The sequence below is a fragment of the Streptomyces sp. NPDC001904 genome, from assembly GCF_040297005.1.
Classification (GTDB): domain Bacteria; phylum Actinomycetota; class Actinomycetes; order Streptomycetales; family Streptomycetaceae; genus Streptomyces.
Genome location: NZ_JBEOYI010000034.1, coordinates 18,274 through 40,787 on the forward strand (window position 1 = coordinate 18,274; position 22,514 = coordinate 40,787).

At 72.8% G+C, this 22,514-nt stretch carries 18 protein-coding genes and 1 riboswitch; of the genes, 11 read left to right on the forward strand and 7 right to left on the reverse strand.

Annotation, left to right across the window (positions count from 1 at the left end):
- Positions 1-52 precede the first annotated feature (52 nt).
- The 3 genes from ABT127_RS35020 to ABT127_RS35030 all read left to right on the forward strand — a co-directional run bounded on the left by ABT127_RS35020 (position 53) and on the right by ABT127_RS35030 (position 2,559).
- Positions 53-1,027 carry a LysR family transcriptional regulator gene (locus tag ABT127_RS35020; protein WP_351459209.1) on the forward strand — a complete coding sequence of 325 codons (975 nt, stop codon included), beginning with the start codon at positions 53-55 and terminating at the stop codon, positions 1,025-1,027.
- 27 nt (positions 1,028-1,054) lie between these two features.
- Positions 1,055-2,020, forward strand: a complete 966-nt coding sequence (locus tag ABT127_RS35025) for a S8 family peptidase (RefSeq protein ID WP_351459211.1) — start codon at positions 1,055-1,057, stop codon at positions 2,018-2,020.
- Positions 2,021-2,133: 113 nt separating this feature from the next.
- Entirely contained in the window at positions 2,134-2,559 is a 426-nt protein-coding gene (locus tag ABT127_RS35030; RefSeq protein WP_351459213.1) for a hypothetical protein, read from the forward strand.
- Here the strand turns inward: ABT127_RS35030 and ABT127_RS35035 are convergent.
- Both ABT127_RS35035 and ABT127_RS35040 read right to left on the reverse strand, forming a co-directional pair.
- The gene (locus ABT127_RS35035) at positions 2,550-4,439 is read right to left on the reverse strand and encodes a DUF6049 family protein (RefSeq protein ID WP_351459216.1); all 1,890 of its coding nucleotides are present in this window, start codon (positions 4,437-4,439) and stop codon (positions 2,550-2,552) included. The genes ABT127_RS35030 and ABT127_RS35035 overlap by 10 nt on opposite strands.
- A gap of 131 nt (positions 4,440-4,570) precedes the next feature.
- Positions 4,571-4,990: a bleomycin resistance protein gene (locus tag ABT127_RS35040; protein WP_351459219.1), complete on the reverse strand. Its 420-nt coding sequence runs from the start codon at positions 4,988-4,990 to the stop codon at positions 4,571-4,573.
- A gap of 160 nt (positions 4,991-5,150) precedes the next feature.
- Between ABT127_RS35040 and cbiE the strand changes: the two genes are divergently transcribed.
- The 4 genes from cbiE (at position 5,151) to ABT127_RS35060 (ending at position 8,009) form a co-directional block, all read left to right on the forward strand.
- Positions 5,151-6,371 carry a precorrin-6y C5,15-methyltransferase (decarboxylating) subunit CbiE gene (gene cbiE / locus ABT127_RS35045; RefSeq protein WP_351459222.1) on the forward strand — a complete coding sequence of 407 codons (1,221 nt, stop codon included), beginning with the start codon at positions 5,151-5,153 and terminating at the stop codon, positions 6,369-6,371.
- Positions 6,368-7,117, forward strand: coding sequence for a precorrin-4 C(11)-methyltransferase (gene cobM, locus ABT127_RS35050; RefSeq protein WP_351459225.1), 750 nt, complete (start codon positions 6,368-6,370; stop codon positions 7,115-7,117). The genes cbiE and cobM overlap by 4 nt, the downstream gene beginning before the upstream one ends.
- 62 nt (positions 7,118-7,179) lie before the next feature.
- The gene (locus tag ABT127_RS35055; protein WP_351459228.1) at positions 7,180-7,398 is read left to right on the forward strand and encodes a hypothetical protein; all 219 of its coding nucleotides are present in this window, start codon (positions 7,180-7,182) and stop codon (positions 7,396-7,398) included.
- Between the two features lie 32 nt (positions 7,399-7,430).
- Positions 7,431-8,009: a YdeI/OmpD-associated family protein gene (locus ABT127_RS35060; RefSeq protein WP_351459230.1), complete on the forward strand. Its 579-nt coding sequence runs from the start codon at positions 7,431-7,433 to the stop codon at positions 8,007-8,009.
- Positions 8,010-8,027: 18 nt separating this feature from the next.
- Here ABT127_RS35060 and ABT127_RS35065 read toward each other — a convergent pair whose 3' ends face one another.
- Positions 8,028-8,798 (reverse strand): calcium-binding protein, encoded by a 771-nt coding sequence (locus tag ABT127_RS35065; RefSeq protein ID WP_351459233.1) that lies wholly within the window; start codon positions 8,796-8,798, stop codon positions 8,028-8,030.
- Positions 8,799-9,173: 375 nt separating this feature from the next.
- Here ABT127_RS35065 and ABT127_RS35070 point away from each other — a divergent pair, with 375 nt between their 5' ends.
- Positions 9,174-9,917, forward strand: coding sequence for a cobalt-precorrin-6A reductase (locus tag ABT127_RS35070; RefSeq protein WP_351459236.1), 744 nt, complete (start codon positions 9,174-9,176; stop codon positions 9,915-9,917).
- Here ABT127_RS35070 and ABT127_RS35075 read toward each other — a convergent pair.
- The 3 genes from ABT127_RS35075 to ABT127_RS35085 are packed head-to-tail and all read right to left on the reverse strand — an operon-like array spanning position 9,890 to position 13,205.
- Entirely contained in the window at positions 9,890-11,410 is a 1,521-nt protein-coding gene (locus tag ABT127_RS35075) for a precorrin-2 C(20)-methyltransferase (protein ID WP_351459239.1), read from the reverse strand. The genes ABT127_RS35070 and ABT127_RS35075 overlap by 28 nt on opposite strands.
- Positions 11,407-12,063 carry a precorrin-8X methylmutase gene (locus ABT127_RS35080; RefSeq protein WP_351459241.1) on the reverse strand — a complete coding sequence of 219 codons (657 nt, stop codon included), beginning with the start codon at positions 12,061-12,063 and terminating at the stop codon, positions 11,407-11,409. The genes ABT127_RS35075 and ABT127_RS35080 overlap by 4 nt, the downstream gene beginning before the upstream one ends.
- 14 nt (positions 12,064-12,077) lie before the next feature.
- Positions 12,078-13,205: a ferredoxin-like domain-containing protein gene (locus ABT127_RS35085; RefSeq protein ID WP_351459244.1), complete on the reverse strand. Its 1,128-nt coding sequence runs from the start codon at positions 13,203-13,205 to the stop codon at positions 12,078-12,080.
- An 86-nt stretch (positions 13,206-13,291) separates the two neighbouring features.
- Positions 13,292-13,387: riboswitch (cobalamin riboswitch) on the forward strand.
- Positions 13,388-13,442: 55 nt separating this feature from the next.
- Here ABT127_RS35085 and cobN point away from each other — a divergent pair.
- The 3 genes from cobN (at position 13,443) to ABT127_RS35100 (ending at position 19,995) form a co-directional block, all read left to right on the forward strand.
- The gene (cobN, locus tag ABT127_RS35090; protein ID WP_351459247.1) at positions 13,443-17,123 is read left to right on the forward strand and encodes a cobaltochelatase subunit CobN; all 3,681 of its coding nucleotides are present in this window, start codon (positions 13,443-13,445) and stop codon (positions 17,121-17,123) included.
- 221 nt (positions 17,124-17,344) lie between these two features.
- Positions 17,345-19,327, forward strand: coding sequence for a WD40 repeat domain-containing protein (locus tag ABT127_RS35095; RefSeq protein WP_351459249.1), 1,983 nt, complete (start codon positions 17,345-17,347; stop codon positions 19,325-19,327).
- Positions 19,328-19,398: 71 nt separating this feature from the next.
- Complete coding sequence (locus ABT127_RS35100) at positions 19,399-19,995, forward strand: Uma2 family endonuclease (RefSeq protein ID WP_351459252.1); 597 nt, start codon at positions 19,399-19,401, stop codon at positions 19,993-19,995.
- A gap of 8 nt (positions 19,996-20,003) precedes the next feature.
- Here ABT127_RS35100 and ABT127_RS35105 read toward each other — a convergent pair whose 3' ends face one another.
- Positions 20,004-22,505: a polysaccharide lyase family 8 super-sandwich domain-containing protein gene (locus ABT127_RS35105; RefSeq protein WP_351459255.1), complete on the reverse strand. Its 2,502-nt coding sequence runs from the start codon at positions 22,503-22,505 to the stop codon at positions 20,004-20,006.
- Between the last annotated feature and the right edge of the window lie 9 nt (positions 22,506-22,514).

Below are 22,514 nucleotides of genomic sequence, written 5' to 3' on the forward strand. Positions count from 1 at the left end.
CGATCAAACAACCGACAGGGCATCCCCGTACAACCCGTGGTTGTATGGCGGGGTGGATCCGGAAGCCGTGCGCACCTTCGTCGCCGTCGCCGACGAGGGGCAGATCCAGCTCGCCGCCGCCGGTCTCGGCATCACCCAGCAGGCCGCCTCCAAGCGCATCGCCGTTCTGGAACGGCAGCTCGGCGTACGGCTGTTGCTGCGCACCCCGCGCGGGGCGCGGCTCACCCTCGACGGGCAGGCGTTCCTGCCGCACGCGCGCGCCGTCCTCGCGGCCGTCGCGGAGGCGGAGGCGGCGGTGCGGCCCGGCGCGCGGCCGCTGCGCGTGGACGTGCTCGGCACGCGCGTGAGCACGGCCGGGCTGCTCCAGGACTTCCACCACGCCCACCCGGACGCCGCGCTCGACGTGGTCGTGGTGCGCGCGGCGGGGCGGGCCGCGCTCGAAGCGGTCAGGGACGGCGGCGTGGACGCCGCGTTCTGGGCGCACAGCCTGCCCGCCGAGCGGCTGCCCGCGCCGGTGCGCACGGCGCGGGTCCTCGACGAGCCGGTGGTGCTCGCGGTCGGCCCCTCGCATCCGCTGGCCGGTGCGCAGACCGTGTCTCCGGCGGAACTGGCCGGGCTGCGGATCCTGATGCCGGGTCTGGACCCGGGCACCGAATGGGGTGCGTACTACGCCGAGTTCGCGTCCGTGTTCGGCATCCGGCTCGACGCGTCGGCGCCCGCGTTCGGCATGGAGCACATGGCGCGGACGATCACCGCGTCCGACGACCTGGGCACGTTCATCGGCACCCGCACCCCGCTCACCCGCCCCACCGGCCTCGGTCTGCACTTCCTCACGGTCACCCGCCCCACGCCCGTCTACCCGCACTGGCTGCTGTGGCGCGACGACAACCCGCACCCGGCCCTGCGCACCCTGCGCACGTACCTGACCGGCCGCTACGCGCGCGAGCCGGTGCCCGGCGACGAGCTGTGGGTGCCGGACTGGCCGGCCAACAGGGGTCCCTCGGCCGGCCCGCCCCCACATGCGTGAGCGCGTTCCCGGCCGCAGGCTCGGACCATGCGCACGCGTACCCCTCTCGCCTACTGCCTCGCCGCCGTCCTGCTGCTGACCGCGACGGCCTGCGGGGACGGCGACGACGACAACAAGCCCGACCCCATGCGGGACGACCAGTGGGCGCTCGACGCGCTCCACCTGCCGGACGCCTGGTCCACGTCGAAGGGCGACGACACCGTCATCGCGGTCGTCGACACCGGCGTCGACCCCGACCACCCGGACCTCAAGGGGCGTCTCGTCGACGGTCACGACTTCGTGGACAACGACGACAGCCCCAAGGACTTAAACGGCCACGGGACGCACGTCTCGGGCATCGCCGCCGCCCACACCGACAACGGCGTCGGCATCGCGGGCGGGGCCCCCGGCGCGAAGATCATGCCGGTGCGGGTGCTCGGCGCCGACGGCTCCGGCTCCAACCAGAACATCAACCTGGGCATCAAGTGGGCCGCCGACCACGGCGCCGACGTCATCAACCTCTCCCTCGGCGAATCGGGCCTGATGGCCAAGCTGCTGCGGGGCGGCACCCTCAACGCGGCCATCAAGTACGCCTACGGCAAGGGCGTCACCGTCGTCGCGGCGGCCGGCAACGACGGCGACGAGGTCCAGACGTACAAGGTCGGCACCCCGGTCCTCGTCGTCGGCGCCAGCGACAGCTCCGGCGCCCCGGCGTCGTTCTCCAACTTCGGTGTGGACGACGCCGTTTCGGCGCCCGGCGTCGACATCCTCTCCACCCTGCCCACGTACCGCACGAAGGAGACCCTGAAGGACACCTCCGGGTACGGGAAGCTGTCCGGCACGTCCATGGCGTCCCCGTACGTGGCCGCCGTCGCCGCCCTCCTGCACCACGAGGGCCTGAAACCGGACGAGATCATGTCGGCGATCCGCTCCACGGCGAAGAACCCGGAGAACAACGACAAACTGGGGCTCGGCGTGGTCGACGCCGAGGCAGCCGTCAAGAAGAACAAGTGACATTTGTACGGGGCGAGTGAGGACGGCTCGCTCTGCCGGGAGACCCCCTGTCTCCGCGAAGCTCAGTGGTGCCGGGAACGACCGGCGACCACTCGGGACACAGGGGGACGGCCATGATCGTGCAGACGGCGACGAAGACGACGGCGACGGCGGATTTCAACGACTTCCGGGGGCTGCCCGCCTGGTACTTCCCGATCGCGGGCTGCTTCGCCGGGGTCTTCGACGTCGCCCGCGCCTACCCGACCGCGTACGGCGTGATCCCGGTCCTGATCGTCCTCAACCTGGTGCTCTCCCTCACCGTCCTCAAGACACGGATGCGCCTGATGAAGGCCCTGTGGAAGAACAAGCGCACCCGGCTCCTCGCCGTCGGCCTGGTCGCTCTGCGCTTCGCGGTGCACGCCCTGCTCGGCGCGGCCGGGTTCGCGGTCGGCACGGCCGTCGGCGGGGTGACGGTCGGCCTCGTGATGGCCGTGCTCGGCACCGCGATGGCCTACGGCGACCAGTGGCTGATCCTGCGGACCCTGCGCGCTCAGTCCTGACCGCCGGGGGAGCCGGGGCCGTCGGCCGGCTCCTGCCGGTCGCGGCGGCGCCGCACGTTCCGCATCCGGACCGCCGCCGCCAGCACGATCAGTGCGACCCCGACGGCGACCACGGTGATCGCGCCCGTCGACACCGAGGTGACGTCCACCTCGAACGTCATCGGATCGCCCCACGGCCGGCCGTCGCTGGTCGTGTAGAGCTGGGCCGTGAGCTGTGCCTTGCCGTTGGCCTTCGCGGTGACGGAGAGCTGATTGGTGTGGCTGGCCGAACCGGCCGCCTCCACCGCCAGCGTCCCGTCGTTGATGCGCAGCCGCTCCGCGTCGCTGGACGTGACCCGCAGTTCGAGCCCGGCGACCGGCTGCTGGAGGCCGTTGTCGACGGTCACCGGGATCGTGGCGTCGCCCGAGGTCACCGTGACCGTGGACTTCGGCACCATCCGCAGCGACTCCACCGACGTGTCCAGGAACGACTGCGTGCGCCGCTGGAACGTCTCCTGGTCGGCGTCGTCCAGCGGCCGCCAGGCCGTCGACAGGGCGCGGGCCATCGCCGCGTGCACGGAGGCCGTGGTGACCTTCGGGTCGGCGAGCACCTTCGAGAGCGTGGCCAGACCGTCCAGGTCCTCGGCCACGGCGGCGAGCTGACTAGCCGTCAGCTCGCTCGCGCGCAGCCGCGACGGATACCCGGAGGACGCGCCCGCCTGCCCGGTGACCGGGTCGTCGTCGGCGGTCCGGATGCCCTCCGGGTCCAGCCGGCCGTCGTCGGTCCCGGAGTCGATCGCGGCGGCCAGCGCGTTCGCGGCGGTGCCGGACAGTTCGCGGGGCGGGACGACGACGGGCCGGGTGTTCGCCTTCAGGAGCGCGGTGACGCGGTCGACGGTCTCGGGGTCGGGGGTGTCGGGCTTCTCCGACGCGGAGGCGGAGGGCGAAGGGGAGGAAGAAGCAGAGGAAGAGGCCGAGGAAGAAGCAGAGGGGGAGCCGGAGGCGCCGGAGCCGCCGGGGGACGGTGACGTGCCGGACGGCGTGCCCGGCGACGCGCTGGGACTCGCCGACCCGTCCGTGCCCTTCGGCTTCTCCGGGTCCTTGATGCGGGCCAGCGCCGTCGTCACGTCCGTGTCGTACGGCAGCGCCGTGATCGCGTCGTCGCCCTTGCCGAGGGTCACCGGGTCGTCGCCCGCCGGGGTGAGTCCCTGGCCCGAGGCGAGCATCCAGGTCACGTTCAGCTTGCCCGCGAGCGCCGTGATCCGGGTGTCGAGGGCGCCGTCCGCGGGCCAGCCGAGGCCGGTCCTGGTGCCGGTGCCGAGGATCGAGTCGACGTCCTTCTTGGCGTCCTCCGCAAGGTTCGCGACGACCTCCGTCAGGTCGTCGGTGTCGCTGGAGGGGTGGTGGGCGAGGGAGGCCAGGTCGGCGTCGGCGTACGGCAGCAGCCACACGTCCCGGCCGCGCACCGCGCTCTTCAGATCGGCCAGCCACTCCCGGGCCGCGCTCTGCCCGGTGCCCTGCGTGCTGTCCTGCGGGTTGGTGGAATCGGCGCTGTCCGCGACGCGGTAGCCACGCGCCATGGCCCGCGCGGCGAGCACCAGATCGGGGTCGAGGACCCAGCTCACCTCGCGGCCCTTGCCGGCGTCGACGACCTCGCGCAGCCGCCCGCCCTCCGCGAACAGGTCCGCCAGCTCGTCGGAGTCGAAGACCGCCCGCGCGTCGTCGCCCGAACCGAGCGCGGCCGCCGTCATGTGCGGGGTCGCCGTCACCGGCCACACCACGGCGGCGTGCCCGGTGTCGCCGGAGTCCCCGTCGGCCGCGTGCGCCGACACCCCGGTCGTCGACGCCCCCAGCACCATGGCGGACACGACCCAGGCTCGCGCCGCCCCGAATCTGGCCATGTGCCTCTCGTTCCTCCCGCTCGGTGTCCCGGAGATCCGAGGTAACACCGTGGAAGGGGCGGTTCCGCGGACCGTGACGCCGGGCGGCGCGTCGGTCCGCCGCCGCGACGGACCGCGCGAGGGGCGCCGGATCAGCCCTCGGTGGACTCCAGGACGGCGCCGACGCGCAGCAGGTTCCCGTCCGGGTCGACCAGCGCGAACTCCCGCATCCCGTACACCGTGTCGTCCGGCTCGACGAGCCGGGGCGTCGCGTACGGGTCGGCGCTCAGGCCGGTCGCCCGCCACTGCTCGTACAGCGCGTCGGCGAGGTGCGCGCCCCCGTCGAGCCGCAGGTACGCCCCGTGCGCCGTGGCCAGCGGGTCGGTGCGGGGCGCGTGGAAGAAGTGCAGTTCGACGTCGTCGCGTACGAGGATCAGATAGCCGTCGTCGGGCAGGTGGGTGGTGGCCTCGAAGCCCAGGGCCGCGTAGAAGTCGACGGTCAGCGACAGGGTGCGGCTCGGCATGATGGGGGCGACGCGGCCGGTGAGGACGGTGCGGTGGGTGGGGGGCATGGGGGTCTCCCTGGGGCGCTCGGCGGGGGAGCCGATGTCGCCCGATAGAGTGCGGCTCCCACGATGACGTCCTTGACGGTGCATCCGTCGATTCCGTCCTTCCGAGCATGACGCACCCGGCACGAGGTACCAGGCAGTGACTCCCGCGCATCCGACACCCGTGACGGTCGTAGGGATCGGCGCCGACGGCTGGCCGGGCCTGTCGGCCGTCTCCCGCGCCGCGCTCACCGACGCCCAGGTGATCATCGGCGGGCCGCGCCAGCTGGACCTGCTCCCGGCCGACGCATGCCCCGGCGAGCGCGTCGCGTGGCCGTCCCCGCTGCGCCCCGCCGTCCCCGGCCTCCTGGAGCGCCACCGCGGCTCCCGGCTCGCGGTCCTGGCCAGCGGCGACCCCATGTTCTACGGCATCGGCCGCACCCTCACCGAGATCGCGGGCGCCCACGCCCTCCGGATCCTGCCGCACCCCTCCTCCGTCTCCTACGCCTGCGCCCGCGTCGGCTGGCCGCTGGAGGGCACCGAGACGGTGTCGCTGGTGGGCCGCCCCGCGGACCGGCTCGCCGCCGTCCTGCACGACGGGCGGCGCGTGCTGGTCCTGTCGGCGGGCGCGGACACCCCGGCGACGGTCGCGGCGCTCCTCACCGACCGAGGCTTCGGCCCGAGCCGCATGACGGTCCTGGAACAGCTCGGCGCCGAGGCCGAGGCGGCGTACGAGGGCGTGGCCGAGGACTGGACGCACCCGCCCGGCGACGCGCTGAACGTCATCGCCGTCGACTGCGTGCGCGCCCCGGACGCCCTGCGCCTGGGCGCGGTGCCGGGGCTGCCCGACGCCGCGTACGAGCACGACGGGCAGCTCACGAAGCGGCACGTCCGCGCCGCGACCCTGGCCGCGCTCGCGCCCGCACCCGGCGAACTCCTGTGGGACGTGGGCGGCGGCTCCGGCTCGATCGCCGTGGAGTGGATGCGCACGCACCCGTCGTGCCGCGCGTACACCGTCGAACGCTCGCCGGAACGCGCCGAGCGGATCGTCCGCAACGCGGCGCGCCTCGGCGTCCCCGGCCTGCACGTCGTGCCGGGCGCCGCCCCGGACGCGCTGGCCGGACTCCCCGCCCCCGACGCCGTGTTCATCGGCGGCGGCCTCACCGCGCCGGGCCTGCTCGACGCCTGCTGGGAGGCGCTGGGCGAGGGCGGACGGCTGGTCGCGAACACGGTGACGCTGGAGTCGGAGGCGCTGCTCGCCGACCGCCACCGGCGCCACGGCGGCGACCTGACACGCCTCTCGGTCGCGCACGCCGTGCCGGTCGGCGGTTTCACGGGCTGGCGTCAGGCGATGCCGGTCACCCAATGGTCAGCAACGAAGACAGCGGGGACGGATCCCTCATGACGGTCTACTTCATCGGAGCGGGCCCCGGGGCCGCCGACCTGATCACCCTGCGCGGCGCCCGCACCCTCGCGGCCTGCCGGGTGTGCCTGTACGCGGGCTCGCTGGTGCCGCCCGAACTCCTCGCCGAGTGCCCGCCGGACGCGCGGCTGATCGACACGGCGAACCTCGATCTCGACGCCATCGAGCGGGAGTTCGTGGCCGCGCACGAGGCCGGACTCGACGTGGCCCGCCTGCACTCCGGCGACCCGTCGGTCTTCTCCGCGGTGGCGGAGCAGATGCGCCGCCTGGACGCGCACGGCATCCCGTACGAGGTCGTCCCCGGTGTTCCCGCGTTCGCGGCGGCCGCGGCGGCCCTCAAGCGCGAACTGACCGTGCCCACGGTCGGCCAGACGGTCGTCCTGACCCGCGTCGCCCAGCAGGCCACGCCCATGCCGCCCGGCGAGGACCTGGCGACGCTGGGCGCGTCCGGCGCCCTCCTGGTCCTCCACCTCGGCGTCCGCTACGCCGACCGCATCGTCGCCGAACTGCTGCCGCACTACGGCGCCGACTGCCCCGCCGCGGTCGTCGCCTATGCCAGCCGCGCCGACGAACTCGTCCTGCGCGGCACCCTCGGCGACATCGCCGACCAGCTGAAGGCGTCCGGCGTCCAGCGCACGGCGGTCATCCTGGTGGGCCGCACCCTCGGCGCCTCCCAGTTCCGGGACAGCCACCTGTACTCGGCGGAGCGCGACCGGCACGTCTGCTGAGCCCGCGGGCGGCGCCGGAAATCCGGTACCCGAGCCGCCCGTCGGACGCCTACCATCGCGCCATGCCACGCCCCTTCGGCTTCACCTACGACCAGCGGCCCGACGGCTCCGTGACGATCACCCATCAGGGCCGCGCCGCCGGCACCCTGCGCGGTGCGCGGGCCGAGAAGTTCCTGGCCGAGGTCGAGGCGGGGGACGCCCAGCTCGTGATGGCCCGCTGGACCGGCGCGTACAAGCACGGCAACGAGCGCACGGCGCGCAACCACCCGCGCAATCGCTGAACCCGACGTGCCGCACGGGTTAGGTTGCCCGCATGGACGAGTTCGACGGGGTGGAGGTCCGGGCGTTCCCGGACGCGGCGGCCTTCGAGGAGTGGCTGGCCGGGCACCACACGCGGCGCGAGGGCGTCTGGGTGAAGGTGGCGAAGAAGGCGTCGGGGATCGCCTCGGTCACGGACGACGAGCTGGTCGACATCGGGCTGTGCTGGGGCTGGATCTCCGGACAGCGGCGCTCCCTCGACGACCGCCACTACCTCCAGAAGTACGTGCCGCGGCGGGCCAGGAGCCTGTGGTCGCGGGTGAACGTGGAGAAGGTCGCGGCGCTCGCGGCCGCCGGCCGGATGCGGGAGCCCGGGCTCGCCGAGGTGCGCCGGGCCCAGGAGGACGGCCGCTGGGACCGCGCCTACGCGTCCCAGGCGACGGCCGCCGTCCCCGACGACCTCACGGCGGCGCTCGACGCGGACCCCGCCGCCCGGGCGGCGTTCGACGCCCTCGACCGGACCGCCCGCTACCTGGTGCTGCTGCCCCTGCTCCAGGCGACGCCCGAGAACCGGCGGGCACGCCTGGAGCGGGCGGTCAGGGACCTGGCGGAGGCGTCGCGGCGCACCGCCTGAAGTCCCCTCCGCACCGGCCTACTTGACGGAGACGCTGTCCCCGCCCGCCGTGACCGCGCTCGTCGTTCCCGTGCCGGAGAACTTCCAGCGCCAGGTGCCGGACGACGCCGCCTTGACGGTCGTTCTCAGCTTGCCCTTGCCGTCCGTGGTCACCGTCTTCACCGTGGAGTACGCCGAGCTGCCGGACTTCTTGAACTGGAGGGCGACGCGCTGCGAGGTGTACCCGGCGTAGACGTTCGTGTCCCAGTTCGCCCGGGTCAGCGCGCCGGTCACGGTCAGGGTGCGCCCCTTGCCCACGGGCTCCGGGCCCGCCTTGGTGACGGCCAGCCGGGCGTACCGCTTCACCTTGATCGTCCTGCTGCTGTCGAGCGTGTAGAAGTCCTGGTCCTTGGCGGCGGCCTCGGCGTCGAGGTGCCAGGTCCCGGCCCGCCCGTTGGTGAGGTCGGCGTAGTCGTCGGAGTCGTTCGCGTCCAGCACGTACTTCCAGGTGCACTTCATCGTGGTGGACGAGGGCCGGGAGCACGACGCGGAGTCGGGGAACGCGATGTGCTTGTCCGGGCCGACCAGCTTGCCGCCCCAGATGCCGCTGATCCCGGAGTCGTCCTTGGCGGTGGCGACGACGGTCACCGACTGCGCGGCGCTGACGCCGACGTTCACGGTGGACCTGCTGAACGTCACCGACGTGAACCGGGTGTCGCCCCTGTGGCTGTCCGCGTGCGCGGCGGGTGCGACGACGGCGAGCAGGGTCAGGGTGCCGCACGCGGCGATGGCGGCCGTTCGGATGCGCATGGTTCTCCCAGCAAAAACGATCCGGATCTCGGTCCGGGCGAGGACAAGACACCCGGCGGGCCCGGTTGGTTGTACGGGCGTCCGGTCCGGTCCGGGCGGCGGCGGGAGCCCTGGAACGTCTAGCCGGGGGAGTCCGAGCCGTCGGTGACGCTCGGGGCCCTGGCTCCGGGTGTCGGGCGACTTCGACCACAGTCTGGGCGGTGCACCCGTGTTCTCCCTGACGGGAGCTCTCGTGGGCCTGCTCACGTACTGGGACAGTGACTCGGACCGCGGTCTCATCCTCTCGGCCGATGTTCTGCGAAGCCTCACGTCCGTCCCCGCGGACCGGTGTGTTTGAGTGGGCAGCCCCCGTCGATCTCGCCCATGGAGCCCCCGTTGCCGCACGTACTCATCCTCGGCGGGACGACCGAGGCCCGGGAGCTGGCCGAGGTGCTGGACGGGCGGGTGCGGGTCACCAGTTCGCTCGCGGGGCGGGTCGGTGCGCCCCGGCTGCCCGTGGGGGAGGTGCGGGTCGGGGGGTTCGGCGGGGCCGGGGGGCTTGCCGCGTGGGTGCGGGAGCACGGGGTGGACGTCGTGGTCGACGCCACCCATCCGTTCGCGGAGCGGATCAGTTTCAACGCGGCCCTGGCCGCCGCCGACGCCCGCGTTCCGCTGCTCGCGCTGCGGCGGCCCGGGTGGGTCGCGGGGGACGGGGACGACTGGCGGGAGGTCGGGTCGCTGGAGGAGGCGGCGGCGGCCGTCGCCGGGTTCGACCGGGTGTTCCTGACCACCGGGCGGCAGGGGCTCGCCGCGTTCGCGCACGTCGGCGGGGCCCACTTCCTCGTACGGGCCGTGGACCCGCCCGAGCCGCCGTTCCCGCCGCGCATGGACGTGCTGCTGGACCGCGGGCCGTTCACGCTCGACGGTGAGCGGGAGATCGTCGCCCGGCACCGCATCGACGTGGTCGTCACCAAGGACAGCGGCGGCGCCGCCACCGCGCCCAAGCTGACCGCCGCCCGCGAGGCCGGGATCCCGGTCGTCGTCGTGCGGCGGCCTCCGGTGCCGGAGGGCGTGGAGGTGGCGGTCACCGTCGCCCAGGCCGCCGCCTGGGTTCAGCGGGTCGCGGGGGTCTCCGGGTAGCGGCGGGGCGTCCACGCGATCGTCGTGCCGGTCCCGCGCGCCGCCGCCTGCGTCTGCGACGAGCCGATGATCAGCAGCGTCCGCATGTCGACGACCGACGGGTCCAGGTCCGTCAGCCGCACCACGCGCACCGACTCCTGCGGGCCGCCCACGTCCCGGGCCACGACGACGGGCGTGTCCGGCGCCCGGTGTTCGAGGAACAGCTCGCGGGCCTTCGCCACCTGCCAGGTGCGGCTCTTCGAACCGGGGTTGTACAGCGCGACGACCAGATCCGCGGCGGCCGCCGCGTGCAGCCGCTCCGCGATCACCTCCCACGGCTTCAGCCGGTCGGACAGGGAGATCGTGGCGTAGTCGTGGCCGAGCGGGGCGCCCGCCTTCGCCGCCGCCGCGTTGGCGGCCGTGACCCCCGGCAGGACGCGTACGGGGATGTCCGCGTACCGCTCCTCGCAGGCCACTTCGAGCACCGCCGTCGCCATCGCGAAGACGCCCGGGTCACCGCCCGACACGACCGCCACCCGGCGCCCGCGCCGGGCGAGGTCCAGGGCGAACTCGGCGCGCTCCGACTCCACCTTGTTGTCCGAACCGTGCCGCCGCTGCCACGGCCGGGCCGGAACCCGGTCCAGGTACGTCGTGTAGCCGACCAGGTCGTCGCAGTTGGCGAGGGCGCCGCGCGACTCGGGGGTCAGCCAGGGGGCGCCCGCCGGGCCGGTCCCGACGACCACGACCTCGCCGTGCTCCGGAGTGTCGGCCGGTGCGGTCTCCACCCGCGAGGGCAGCACCGCCACCGAGAAGTACGGGACCGTCTCCGGGTCGATGTCGGCGAGGCGGCCGGTGCGCTCGCCCGCCATGAACGCCCGCTCCACATAACGGGCGTCGTCGAGCCGGCCCGAACCCTCCAGCGCGGTACGGACCTTGGTGAACGTACGGCCCAGCTTCATCACGACCGCCGAGTCCGCCGCCGCCAGCCGCGCCGCCAGCTCGTCCTCGTCCAGCGTGCCCGGGATGACGGTCAGCGTCTCCTTGTCCTCGCAGAGCGGCTCGCCGAGCCGGGCGGCGGCCGCGCTGATGGAGGTGACACCGGGGATGACCGTCGTGTCGTAGCGGTCCGCGAGCCGCTTGTGCATGTGCTGGTACGAGCCGTAGAAGAACGGGTCGCCCTCGGCGAGCACGGCGACCGTGCGGCCCGCGTCCAGGTGCGCGGCGAGCGTCGCGGCCGCCTCGGCGTAGAAGTCGTCGAGCGCACCGCGGTAGCCGCCCGGGTGGTCCGTCGTCTCCACGGTGAGCGGGTACATCAGCCGCTCCTCGATCTGGTCCTCGCGCAGGTACGGCGCGGCGATCGAGCGGGCGATGGAACGGCCGTGGCGGGCGCAGTGGTACGCGATGACGTCGGCCTCGCCGATCGCCTTCACGGCCGCCACGGTCAGCAGTTCCGGATCGCCGGGGCCGAGCCCGACGCCGTACAGCCTGCCCCTGGTCGCAGTGGCCTCGCTCATGCCCGGTCCTCCAGGATCTCCGCCTCGGTGGCGATCGCGTTCAGTGCCGCCGCCGTCATCGCGCTGCCGCCGCGCCGGCCCCGGACGATCAGGTACTCCAGGCCCAGGCCGGACCCGGCCAGGGCGTCCTTCGACTCGGCCGCGCCGACGAAGCCCACCGGTATGCCGAGGATCGCCGCCGGTCGCGGGGCGCCCTTCGCGATCATCTCCAGCAGGTGGAAGAGGGCGGTGGGGGCGTTGCCGACGGCGACGACGGAGCCTTCCAGGCGGTCGCGCCACAGCTCCAGCGCGGCGGCGCTGCGCGTGGTGCCCAACTCGGCTGCCAGCGCGGGTACTTCGGGCTCGTTGAGGGTGCAGATCACCTCGTTGTCCGCGGGCAGCCGCTTGCGCGTGACGCCGCTCGCGACCATCCGCGCGTCGCACAGGATCGGCGCCCCGGCGCGCAGCGCGGCACGGGCCTTCGCCACCACGCCGGGCGAGTGGGCGATGTCCGGTACGAGATCCACCTGACCGCAGGCGTGGATCATGCGGACCGCGACCTGGGCGACGTCGGCGGGCAGCGCGGCCAGGCCGGCCGCGGCCTCGGCGCGGATGGTGGCGAAGGACTCGCGGTAGATCGCCGCGCCGTCCTTCTCGTAGTCGTACAGGGACATGGGGTTCGGCTCTCTCAACGGGGGTGTGGGGTGGTGCGGGTGGTGGTGTCGTAGCCGCCGTCCGGGCGGGCCGTGATGTCGATGTACGTCCCTGCCGGGTGGCCGCAGCGGCGCTCGCAGCCGGACCAGTAGGTGGGCAGGGCCGGGTGGGCCTCGGCCAGGTGGGTGCGGGCGTCTTCCCGGACGTCCGTGTGGGACTTGGCGCAGCCCGGACTGCCGATGCAGGCGCCGACCCGGGTCCAGGGGGTCGTGTCCGGGGGGTCGTTCTCGGTGGCGCCGGGGATGACGATGCGGCGCCAGGGGGTCAGGCGGAGTTCCTGGGCGGGGAGTTCTGCGGCTCGGTCGATCAGTGCCGCCCACTGATCGGAGGTCGCTGTACCGAAGGGGAGGGCTGTGCCGGTCGTCGTCGGGTGCGTGTTCGTCGTGGCTGGTCGCGCAGTTCCCCGCGCCCCTACGGGGCGCTCCAGACGTTCCAGCAACTCTTGTGCGGGCAGGCCGAGTTCGGACATCCTCCACACCCGGCGGCCGGAAACCTGACGCGCCGCCGCCACGAACACCTCGGCCGCGATCACGGCGGCCCGCGCAGCATCCCCGTACGGCAACCGGAACTCGGCGCCCCCGACCGAGAGCAGCCCGTCGCCCCCCGGCAGCCCCCGGACCAGGACATCCGGGCCGAGCCCGGCGACGTCCCCGCGCCCGTCGTCCAGCGCGAAAAGGAAACGGCCGGACAGTTCGGGCGTGACGGAACTCGCACAGAGCGCCGCGTCGAGCCCGCGCAGCCACCCGCGTACGTCGACGTGCCCGGCCCCGTCGAGCCCCGACATCGGCGAGGCGACCACGTTGCGGACCCGCTCGTGCGCGGGCGACGGCAGCAGCCCGGCCGCGCTCAGCCCGTCCGCCAACTCACCCCCGCAACCGTCCCGCAGCCCGCGCAGCTGAACGTTTCCGCGCGACGTGAGGTGCAGCGATCCGTCCCCGAGCCGCCCCGCGAGAGCGCCGAGCGCCCGCGCCTGCGCCACCGTCAGCACCCCGCCGGGAATCCGCACCCGCGCCAGGAAACCGTCGTCCGCCGCATGCAGCCGCAGCGCGCCCGGGCAGGCGTCGCCCCGGGCGGGATCAGCGGATATGTGAGTGGGGGACATGCCGGGGAGCATACCCATGGGCCTGTGACGGGCATCCCGTACCGGGGGGCGCACCGGCCCCGTACGATGGCGGCACAGACCACACATCGCCAGCGACGGCGACAGGGGAGGAAGCCGGTGCGAATCCGGCGCGGTCCCGCCACTGTGAGTCCCGTGCCCGGCACGGGATGAGCCAGGAACTCCTGCCGTCCAACGACCACCCGGGGCGCGGACACCCCGAGGAAGGCCAGCCGACGCATGCCCCAGCAGCTGCTGCTCCTGTCGACCTCCGACACCGACCTGCTCAGCGCCCGGGCGGCGAACACCGCCGCCGCCGAGACGCCGCCCCCGGTCGAGTACCGCTTCGCGAACCCCTCCCGGATCAGCGTCGAGCACGATCTCGACGCGCTCCTCGACGGCGCCGGCCTGGTCGTCGTACGGCTCCTGGGTGGTGTCCGCGCCTGGCAGGACGGCATCGACCGGCTGACCGCCGCCGGGGTGCCGCTGGTCGTCCTCACCGGTGAACAGGCCCCGGACGCCCAGCTGATGGCGGCCTCCACGGTGCCCGTCGGCATCGCGGCCGAGGCCCACAAGTACCTGGCGCACGGCGGCCCGGAGAACCTGACGCAGCTGGCCCGCTTCCTCTCCGACACCGTGCTGCTCACCGGCCACGGCTTCGAACCGCCGCAGCCCGCGCCCTCCTGGGGCCCGCTGGAGCGCCCGGCGTCGCAGGCCGGCGGCCCCACCGTCGCCGTGCTCTACTACCGCGCCCACCACATGAGCGGCAACACCGCCTTCGTGCACACCCTGTGCGACGCGATCGAGGCGTCCGGCGCCCGCCCGCTGCCGCTCTACGTGGCGTCGCTGCGCACCCCCGAGCCCGCGCTGATCGAGGCCCTGTCCGGCGCCGACGCCATCGTCACCACCGTCCTCGCGGCGGGCGGCACCCGCCCCGCCGAGGCGAGCGCGGGCGGCGACGACGAGGCCTGGGACGCGGGCGCCCTCACCGGTCTCGACGTGCCGATCCTCCAGGCGCTGTGCCTGACCTCGTCCCGCGCGGACTGGGAGGAGAACGACGAGGGCGTCTCCCCGCTCGACGCCGCCACGCAGATCGCGGTGCCGGAGTTCGACGGCCGCCTGATCACCGTCCCGTTCTCCTTCAAGGAGATCGACGAGGACGGCCTGCCCGCCTACATCGGCGACCCCGAGCGCGCCGCCCGCGTCGCCGGGATCGCCGTCCGCCACGCCCGCCTGCGGCACATCCCCGCCCGGGACAAGAAGCTGGCGCTCGTCCTGTCCGCGTACCCGACCAAGCACTCCCGGATCGGCAACGCGGTGGGTCTGGACACCCCCGCCTCCGCGATCGTGCTGCTCAAGCGGCTCCTCGACGAGGGCTACGACTTCGGGGACCCGGCCGCGATACCGGGCCTCGCCTCCGGCGACGGCGACGAACTGATCCGCGCGCTCATCGACGCCGGCGGCCACGACCAGGAGTGGCTGACCGAGGAACAGCTCGCCAAGAACCCCGTCCGCATCCCGGCCGCCGACTACAAGCGCTGGTACGCGACGCTGCCCGGCGAGCTGCGCGAGCAGGTCGAGCGGCACTGGGGCCCGCCGCCCGGCGAGATGTTCCTCGACCGCTCCCGCAATCCCGAGGGCGACATCGTGCTCGCCGCCCTGCGCCGCGGCAATCTCCTCGTCCTCATCCAGCCGCCGCGCGGCTTCGGCGAGAACCCGATCGCGATCTACCACGACCCCGATCTCCCGCCGTCCCACCACTACTTGGCGGCCTACCGCTGGATCGCCGCCTCCGCCGACGACGGCGGCTTCGGCGCCGACGCGATGATCCACCTCGGCAAGCACGGCAACCTGGAGTGGCTGCCCGGCAAGAACGCCGGCCTGTCCGCCGCCTGCGCGCCCGACGCCGCCCTCGGTGACCTGCCGCTGGTGTACCCGTTCCTCGTGAACGACCCCGGCGAGGGCACCCAGGCCAAGCGCCGCGTGCACGCCACGCTCATCGACCACCTGGTGCCGCCGATGGCGCGCGCCGACTCCTACGGCGACATCGCGCGCCTGGAGCAGCTCCTCGACGAGTACGCCCAGATCTCGTCCATGGACCCGGCGAAGCTGCCCGCGATCCGGGCCCAGATCTGGACGCTGATCCAGGCCGCGAAGCTCGACCACGACCTCGGCCTGGAGGCCCGGCCCGACGACGACGGGTTCGACGACTTCCTGCTGCACGTCGACGGCTGGCTGTGCGAGGTCAAGGACGCGCAGATCCGCGACGGCCTGCACGTCCTCGGGCAGGCGCCGGGCGGTGCCGACCGGGTCAATCTCGTGCTGGCGATTCTGCGGGCCCGCCAGATCTGGGGCGGGAGTTCGGCGCTTCCCGGGTTGCGTGAGGCGCTCGGGCTCGATGAGTCGAAGGCGACCCGGGTTGATGCGGATGCCGCTGAGGCGGCGGCCCGCGCGCTTGTCGAGGCCATGGAGGCCGCGGGGTGGGACCCCGAGGCCGTTCCTGCCGCGATGGCGCCGGCGTCACGGGGCTCTGCCCCGGACCCCGCTCCTCAATCGCCGGAGGGGCTGGATCTGGTTGCTGACATTCTGACCTTCGCCGCCCGCGAGGTCGTGCCGCGCCTCAACGCCACCACCGCCGAACTCGACCACTCCGTACGAGCGTTGGAGGGGCGTTTCGTGCCCGCCGGGCCCTCCGGGTCGCCGCTGCGCGGACTGGTCAACGTCCTGCCCACCGGCCGGAACTTCTACTCCGTCGACCCGAAGGCCGTCCCCTCCCGCCTCGCGTGGGAGACCGGGCAGGCGCTCGCCGACTCCCTGATCGAGCGGTACCGCACCGACAACGACGGCACGTACCCCACCTCCGTCGGCCTCTCCCTGTGGGGCACCAGCGCCATGCGCACGGCGGGCGACGACATCGCCGAGGCGTTCGCGCTGCTCGGCATCCGCCCGGTCTGGGACGACGCCTCGCGCCGCGTCACGGGCCTGGAGGCGATCCCGTACACGGAACTGGGCCGCCCCCGCATCGACGTGACGCTGCGCATCTCCGGCTTCTTCCGCGACGCGTTCCCGCACACCATCGGGCTGCTCGACGACGCGGTGCGCCTCGCGGCCTCCCTCGACGAGCCCGCCGAGCACAACCACGTCCGCGCCCACACGCAGGCCGACCTCGCCGAGCACGGTGACGAACGCCGGGCCACCACCCGCATCTTCGGCTCCCGGCCCGGCACGTACGGCGCGGGCCTGCTCCAGCTCATCGACTCCAAGGACTGGCGCACCGACGCCGACCTCGCCGAGGTGTACACGGTGTGGGGCGGTTACGCGTACGGCCGCGGCCTCGACGGCAAGGCGGCCCGCGGCGAGATGGAGACGGCGTACAAGCGGATCGCCGTCGCCGCCAAGAACACGGACACCCGCGAGCACGACATCGCCGACTCCGACGACTACTTCCAGTACCACGGCGGCATGGTCGCCACCGTGCGCGCGCTGCGCGGCACCGCGCCCGAGGCGTACATCGGCGACTCGACGCGCCCCGAGACGGTCCGCACCCGCACGCTCGTCGAGGAGACCTCCCGCGTCTTCCGGGCCCGCGTCGTGAACCCCAAGTGGATCGAGGCGATGCGCCGCCACGGCTACAAGGGCGCCTTCGAACTCGCCGCCACCGTGGACTACTTGTTCGGCTACGACGCCACGACCGGCGTCATCGCCGACTGGATGTACGACAAGCTCACGGAGACGTACGTCCTCGACGAGACGAACCGCCAGTTCCTCTCCGAGGCCAACCCGTGGGCCCTGCACGGCATCGCCGAGCGGCTCTTGGAGGCCGAGTCGCGCGGCATGTGGGAGAAGCCGGACCCGCAGGTCCTGGAGGCGCTGCGCCAGGTGTACCTGGAGACCGAGGGCGACCTGGAGTCCGACGAGTAGCCGAAAGGTTGTACGGAGTCCGCGGGAAAGATGTCACAGCCGTCGCACGGCGAATATCCCTACCCGCGGGCCTCCTGGGTGACTTACGATGCTGGCGTCTTCGAGCCCGCGTTGACCAGTGGCTTCTCCGGTGGGGGGTTCCTCCGGCGCCCGGACGTCCGTGAGCTCTCACAGCAGTACCGGCCGCACGTCCGCCGGTTCACCCAGGGGGTTCCACTCTCGTGCGCAGACGCGCTCTCTCCACCGCGACCGCTCTCGCGGTCCTCGCCGGTTCGGCCGCGCTCAGCGTGGCCGTCTCCGGCACCGCCGTCGCCGACTCGGCGAAGGCGCTCAACGTCAGGACCGTCGCCGACATCGCCGTCGACGGCGTCCACAAGCGGGTCTATCTCTCGGCCCCGCAGGACAACGCGATCGTCGTCACCGACTACTCCGGTACCGAGGTCAATCGCATCACCGGTCTCGCCGGCGTGCAGGGCCTGGCCCTGTCCGCCGACTCCGCGCGGCTCTACGCGGCCGTGCAGAACACCGACAAGATCGCCGCGATCGACACGGCCGACATCACCAAGGTCACCTCCTACGACCTGGGCGGCGCCGACGCCCCGGAGGATCTCGCGGTGGCCGGCTCCACCGTGTGGTTCAGCTACGGCGCGTCCGCAGAGGGCTCCATCGGCTCCCTCGACCCGACGCAGGAGACCCCCGCGGTCTCCCTCGGCCAGTCCGGGCAGAGCTTCTACGGCGCGCCGGTCCTGGCCGTGTCGCCGGACGGCACCGAGCTCGCGGCCGGTGAGAAGGACACCAGCGGCGGCGTCGTCGCGGTCTACGACCTGAACGGCGGGACCGCCACCCAGCGCGTCGCCAAGGGCCTGGACGGCTCCTTCTACGACCAGCTCGCCTTCTCGCCCGACGGCAGCCAGCTGGTCACGGCCAGCGGCTACCCGTACGAGCACCCGGCGTACTCGACCACCGACCTCAGCAAGGTGCACACCTACCCGTCGGGTGACTACGGCGCGGGCGTCGCCATCTCCCCCTCCGGCACGGTCGCCGCCGCCACCAGCTCCTGGTACCAGGACGACCTGCACATCTACCGGCAGGGCGGCACCGAGGCGATCCGCACCTACGAGTTCGGCAACACCTCGACCACCACCGGCGGAGACACCCTGATCGACGGGGTCCTGTCCTGGTCCCCGGACGGCGCCACCCTGTTCGCGGTCTCCGACAACTACAACGGGAACATCCGCTTCCACTCCTACACCGACCCGAACCGCACCGTCCCGACCCTGACGGTGAACGCCCCGTCGACGGCGACCCGCGCCAAGGCCCTGACGGTCAGCGGCAAGATCAGCTCCGCGGTTCCGTTCACGGCGCCCGCCGAGCTGACGGTCACCAAGACGGACCTGGACAACCCGAGCGGCAAGGTGCTCAAGACCGTCACCGCGAAGGCCGACGGCACGTACTCCTTCAGCGACACCCCGGCCACCGGCGGCAAGGTCACCTACAAGGTCGCCTACGCCGGTGACACCGACCACGCCGCGGTCACCAAGTCCGACACGGTCGAGGTCTCCCGCAGCAGCACCTCGCTGACCCTGAACAAGAACAAGAACGTCTACGAGTACGGCTCCGACGTCACGTTCACCGCGCACCTCGGCACCACGTACAAGAACCGCACCGTGGCGATCTACGCCAACCCCTACGGCAGCGACAAGCCGAACAAGCTGGTGAAGTCCGGCAAGGTCAACTCCAGCGGCAACCTCTCCGTCACCCTGGACCTGACCCGCGACGTCACCCTCTCCGCGGTCTTCACGGGCGACGCCCGCTACCAGCCGAAGACGGTCACCAACACCGTCTACACCCGGGCCCGCTCCTCGGTCACCCTCTCCAACTACTACAAGAGCGGCACCATCGGCTCGCACAAGTACTACTACTTCCACAAGAACTCGACGGTCTACGAGACGACGTCGATGAACTACTACAAGGGCCGCAAGTTCCGTCTGGACCTCCAGATCTACGCGAACGGCTCCTGGCACTCCGCGGACAGCGAGTACATCAAGCTCGGCACCTCCGGCAAGACGAAGGTGAACATGGGCGCGATCGGCGCCGCGGGCTACAAGTTCCGGATGCGCGCCGCGTACATCAACAACTCGTCGGGCGACAACGTCAACACGGGGAAGTACAGCACCTGGAAGTACCTGTACTCGACGAACTGAGCACGCTGACCGGTCCATGACATCGGGCTCAGGCCGTTTGACGGCCTGGGCCCGATGACATGATGTCCGGTATGGCAGAGCCACCGGTCCCGGAGCACCCACCCGTGCCCAGCGGGCGCCTGGACGCCCGGGACATCGAAGACGCCTTCACCCAGCTCAGTACGGCCGCCCCCGACGGGTGGCGCGTGGAGTTGATCGAAGGGGAGATCCACGTGACGCCTCCGGCGAACGGCGAGCACGAAGAGTACGTGTCCGAGGTCAATCGGCAGGTGACTCTGCGCCAGCGAAGTCAGGAACTGCGCAACTACAGCGGCATCGGCCTGAACGTCCCCGGCGCCTCCCAGACCGGCCACGTGATCCCCGACCTCGTCGTCGCCCCCAAGGGCACCTTCGACAACAAGGAGGAGTGGCACGACCCGTCCACCGTCCTGTTGGTCGTCGAGGTCACCTCGGACTCCACCGCCGGGAACGACCGCGTCAAGAAGATCCGCGGGTACGCGCGCGCCGCCATCCCCGTCTACCTCCTGATCGACCGCGAGGCCGGACAGGTCACCGTCTGCGCGTCCCCCGAAGGCGACGACTACGCGACCAAGTCCTCGTACAAGATGGGCCTCACGGTCCCGCTCCCGGCACCCCTCGGCTTCGATCTGGACACCGCCGAGTTCTGAGGCGTCCGCTAGCGCAGCGTCACCGTGAAGCTCCGGCCGTAGGCGTGCCGGGTGTGCACATCGAGCCGGGTCCCTCCTGGGGCCCGGCTCACTCGTATCCGCTCGTCGCCGGAGGTCCTGTGCAGGCGGCTGCCGGGCAGGAGGAGGGTCACCGTGTCCCGTTCGGTGGTGGGGTCGGAGACGGCGAGCGTCACGTCCCCGTGCCGTCTGACCAGGACGGACGCCGGGCCGTCCACCGTCAGGCCCTTGGTGCGGTGGGTGCCGGAGGTGAAGGTGTTGGTGGCTGTCAGGGACAGCGACGGGTGGTGGACCGACTGGCAGTGCGGGGTGTTGGCGAGGAGGCGGACCGGGGCGCGCGGGCGGCGCGGCGCGGCGTTCGGGAGCAGCGCGTAGGCGAAGGACGTCGGGTGGGCGCCGGGGGGCTGGGTCACCGTCAGGGAGAAGACCTGCTTCGTCACCGGGGTGTCGGGGTTCGTGGTGCGGACCGTGCGGCGGCTGCGGGTCACCGTGGTGAGGAGAGGCGCCGGCGCCGGGCCCGCCAGGCGCAGGTAGCCGACGGAGACGTGCGCGGTGGTGTTCGACCAGTGGGTCCACGGGCCGTCCTCCGTGACGGAGACCCGGTCGGACGGGTCCGCGATCCGCGCGTCGACCGTCGTCGTCACGGCGCGGCCCGCGCCCGGCGCGTCGCCGACGCCCGCCGACAGCACCACGATCTCGTCGTCGAAGAGGAACCAGGACCGGGTGGCCCGCGCGTCGCGGTACGCGACGAAGTCGTCCGGGAGGATCCCGGCCCGTTTGTCGCGCCACGGCACGTCGTCGGAGAGCACCCACCCGGCCGCGCCGTACCGCCCGTCGAGGACCGCGCCGCCCGAGTACGCCTGGGTGGCCGTCGGGAAGTAGACGTACGTGTTCTGGGACTCGGAGGACGCCGTGAAGGCCAGGGGATGCGAGGGGTTGTCGTAGAAGAGGTCCCCGTCGTACAACTCGGGGACCGTGCGGCGGAGTTCGACCGGTGCCGTCACGCCGGGCAGGCCGTACGGGGAGACCGTCGTGAGGTGGTCGACGCCGAACGCCCGGGTCTGGTCCTGGCCCGAGAGGTAGAGGTGGTGGGCGCCGTCGCCCTGGAACCAGGGCATCAGGTTCTCCCCGCTCATGTACTCGTACCTGCTGATCCGGCGTGAACTGCGGGACAGCGCGAACGCGTACCCGGGCCGCCGGTGCACCGTGCGGTCCATGGCGTTGAAGGCGACGGAGCGGGCCGGCGGGTTGAGGTCGGCGGCCGGTACGGAGGCGTCGGCGAGGATCGCGGTGTAGCGGACGATGCTCAGCGGCGACACGAACACCGTGGGGTCGAGAGCGGCGCGGGACGTGGCCCGGACGTGCTTCACGTACCCGGCGAGGGCCGTCGCCCGGTCGCCCGTCGCGAGCGAGGACAGGTCGACCACCGCCTCGACGACGGTGGCGGCATCGGCGTACCCGGTGCCGGTGCGGGAGACCGCCCGGCCCTTCACGGCCTCCATCATCCAGCCCTCGAAGATCAGCGGCGCGAACCCGTCGCGCACCCAGCCGTCGATGACCGGCACCAGCGCGCCGCCGTCCGCGAAGCCCGTCCCGTCGAGGATCTTCAGCGTCTGCACCACCCGGCTGAGCAGGCCCTTCCCGTACGAGCCGGTGTACGCGACGGACGCGTGCTGGAGGAACGAGCCGTCGGCGTAATAGCCGTCGGTCACCCCGTGCCGCAGCGCGTACGGGTCGATGGTCGCGAAGACGGTCAGCTGGTCGGTGAGTGCCTTGCGGATACGGGCCGCGCCCTCGCCGCCACCGATGAGCGCGCCCTGGAGGATGCGGTTCGTGGTGATGTCGGCGAGGTTGGCGCCGGTGTGGAACCGGGAGTCGAGGTCGACGTCGCCGCCCTTGCCGTTGCGCAGATACGCGTCCATGGAGTCGAGATAAGCGCCGGTCAGGGCGGCCGGGACGCTCCCGGTGCCGGCGAGCAGGACCAGGGTGCGGCTGACGTACTGGGAGATGCCGATCTCCCAGGTGAACCAGTTGCCGTAATAGCCGCGCGACTGATCGCCGTAGTAGTGCGTGTGCAGCCACGACAGGGCATCCGCCACGCGGCGCTGGACCGCCGAACTCCCGTACAGGTCGGGGGAGATGCCCGGAGTGCGGGTGGCCAGCGCGATCTCGTACAGGCGCTGGAAGCTGGTGGAGAGGTTCGGGTCGCTGGTGCCGAGCGGGACACCGGCGAAGAGTTCGCCGCCGCCGGGCGAGGCCGCGTCGAGGGCGGCGAGGTTCGCCCGCGCCGTCTTCTCGACCGCCGCGACCTTGGCGGCCGTCTCCGTACGGGAGTTGGACTCCTCGGTCCCGGCGAAGATCCCCACCGTGTTGGCGAGCAGCCGCGCCGTCCCGTCCGCGATGCCGTCGGCGCTCGCCGGACCGGCGGGCACGGCCGCCAGTACTCCGCTCGCCGCCAGCACGCCGAGCAGTCGTCTGCGGGTGATCTCCATCGGCTTCCT

What these genes read in the sequence shown, in the direction of transcription:
- ABT127_RS35025 (WP_351459211.1), top strand. Translation starts at nt 1,055, where the DNA reads ATGCGCACGCGTACCCCTCTCGCCTACTGCCTCGCCGCCGTCCTGCTG.
- ABT127_RS35030 (WP_351459213.1), top strand. Translation starts at nt 2,134, where the DNA reads ATGATCGTGCAGACGGCGACGAAGACGACGGCGACGGCGGATTTCAAC.
- ABT127_RS35035 (WP_351459216.1), bottom strand. Translation starts at nt 4,439, where the DNA reads ATGGCCAGATTCGGGGCGGCGCGAGCCTGGGTCGTGTCCGCCATGGTG.
- ABT127_RS35040 (WP_351459219.1), bottom strand. Translation starts at nt 4,990, where the DNA reads ATGCCCCCCACCCACCGCACCGTCCTCACCGGCCGCGTCGCCCCCATC.
- cobM (WP_351459225.1), top strand. Translation starts at nt 6,368, where the DNA reads ATGACGGTCTACTTCATCGGAGCGGGCCCCGGGGCCGCCGACCTGATC.
- ABT127_RS35055 (WP_351459228.1), top strand. Translation starts at nt 7,180, where the DNA reads ATGCCACGCCCCTTCGGCTTCACCTACGACCAGCGGCCCGACGGCTCC.
- ABT127_RS35060 (WP_351459230.1), top strand. Translation starts at nt 7,431, where the DNA reads ATGGACGAGTTCGACGGGGTGGAGGTCCGGGCGTTCCCGGACGCGGCG.
- ABT127_RS35065 (WP_351459233.1), bottom strand. Translation starts at nt 8,798, where the DNA reads ATGCGCATCCGAACGGCCGCCATCGCCGCGTGCGGCACCCTGACCCTG.
- ABT127_RS35075 (WP_351459239.1), bottom strand. Translation starts at nt 11,410, where the DNA reads ATGAGCGAGGCCACTGCGACCAGGGGCAGGCTGTACGGCGTCGGGCTC.
- ABT127_RS35080 (WP_351459241.1), bottom strand. Translation starts at nt 12,063, where the DNA reads ATGTCCCTGTACGACTACGAGAAGGACGGCGCGGCGATCTACCGCGAG.
- ABT127_RS35085 (WP_351459244.1), bottom strand. Translation starts at nt 13,205, where the DNA reads ATGTCCCCCACTCACATATCCGCTGATCCCGCCCGGGGCGACGCCTGC.
- cobN (WP_351459247.1), top strand. Translation starts at nt 13,443, where the DNA reads ATGCCCCAGCAGCTGCTGCTCCTGTCGACCTCCGACACCGACCTGCTC.
- ABT127_RS35100 (WP_351459252.1), top strand. Translation starts at nt 19,399, where the DNA reads ATGGCAGAGCCACCGGTCCCGGAGCACCCACCCGTGCCCAGCGGGCGC.
- ABT127_RS35105 (WP_351459255.1), bottom strand. Translation starts at nt 22,505, where the DNA reads ATGGAGATCACCCGCAGACGACTGCTCGGCGTGCTGGCGGCGAGCGGA.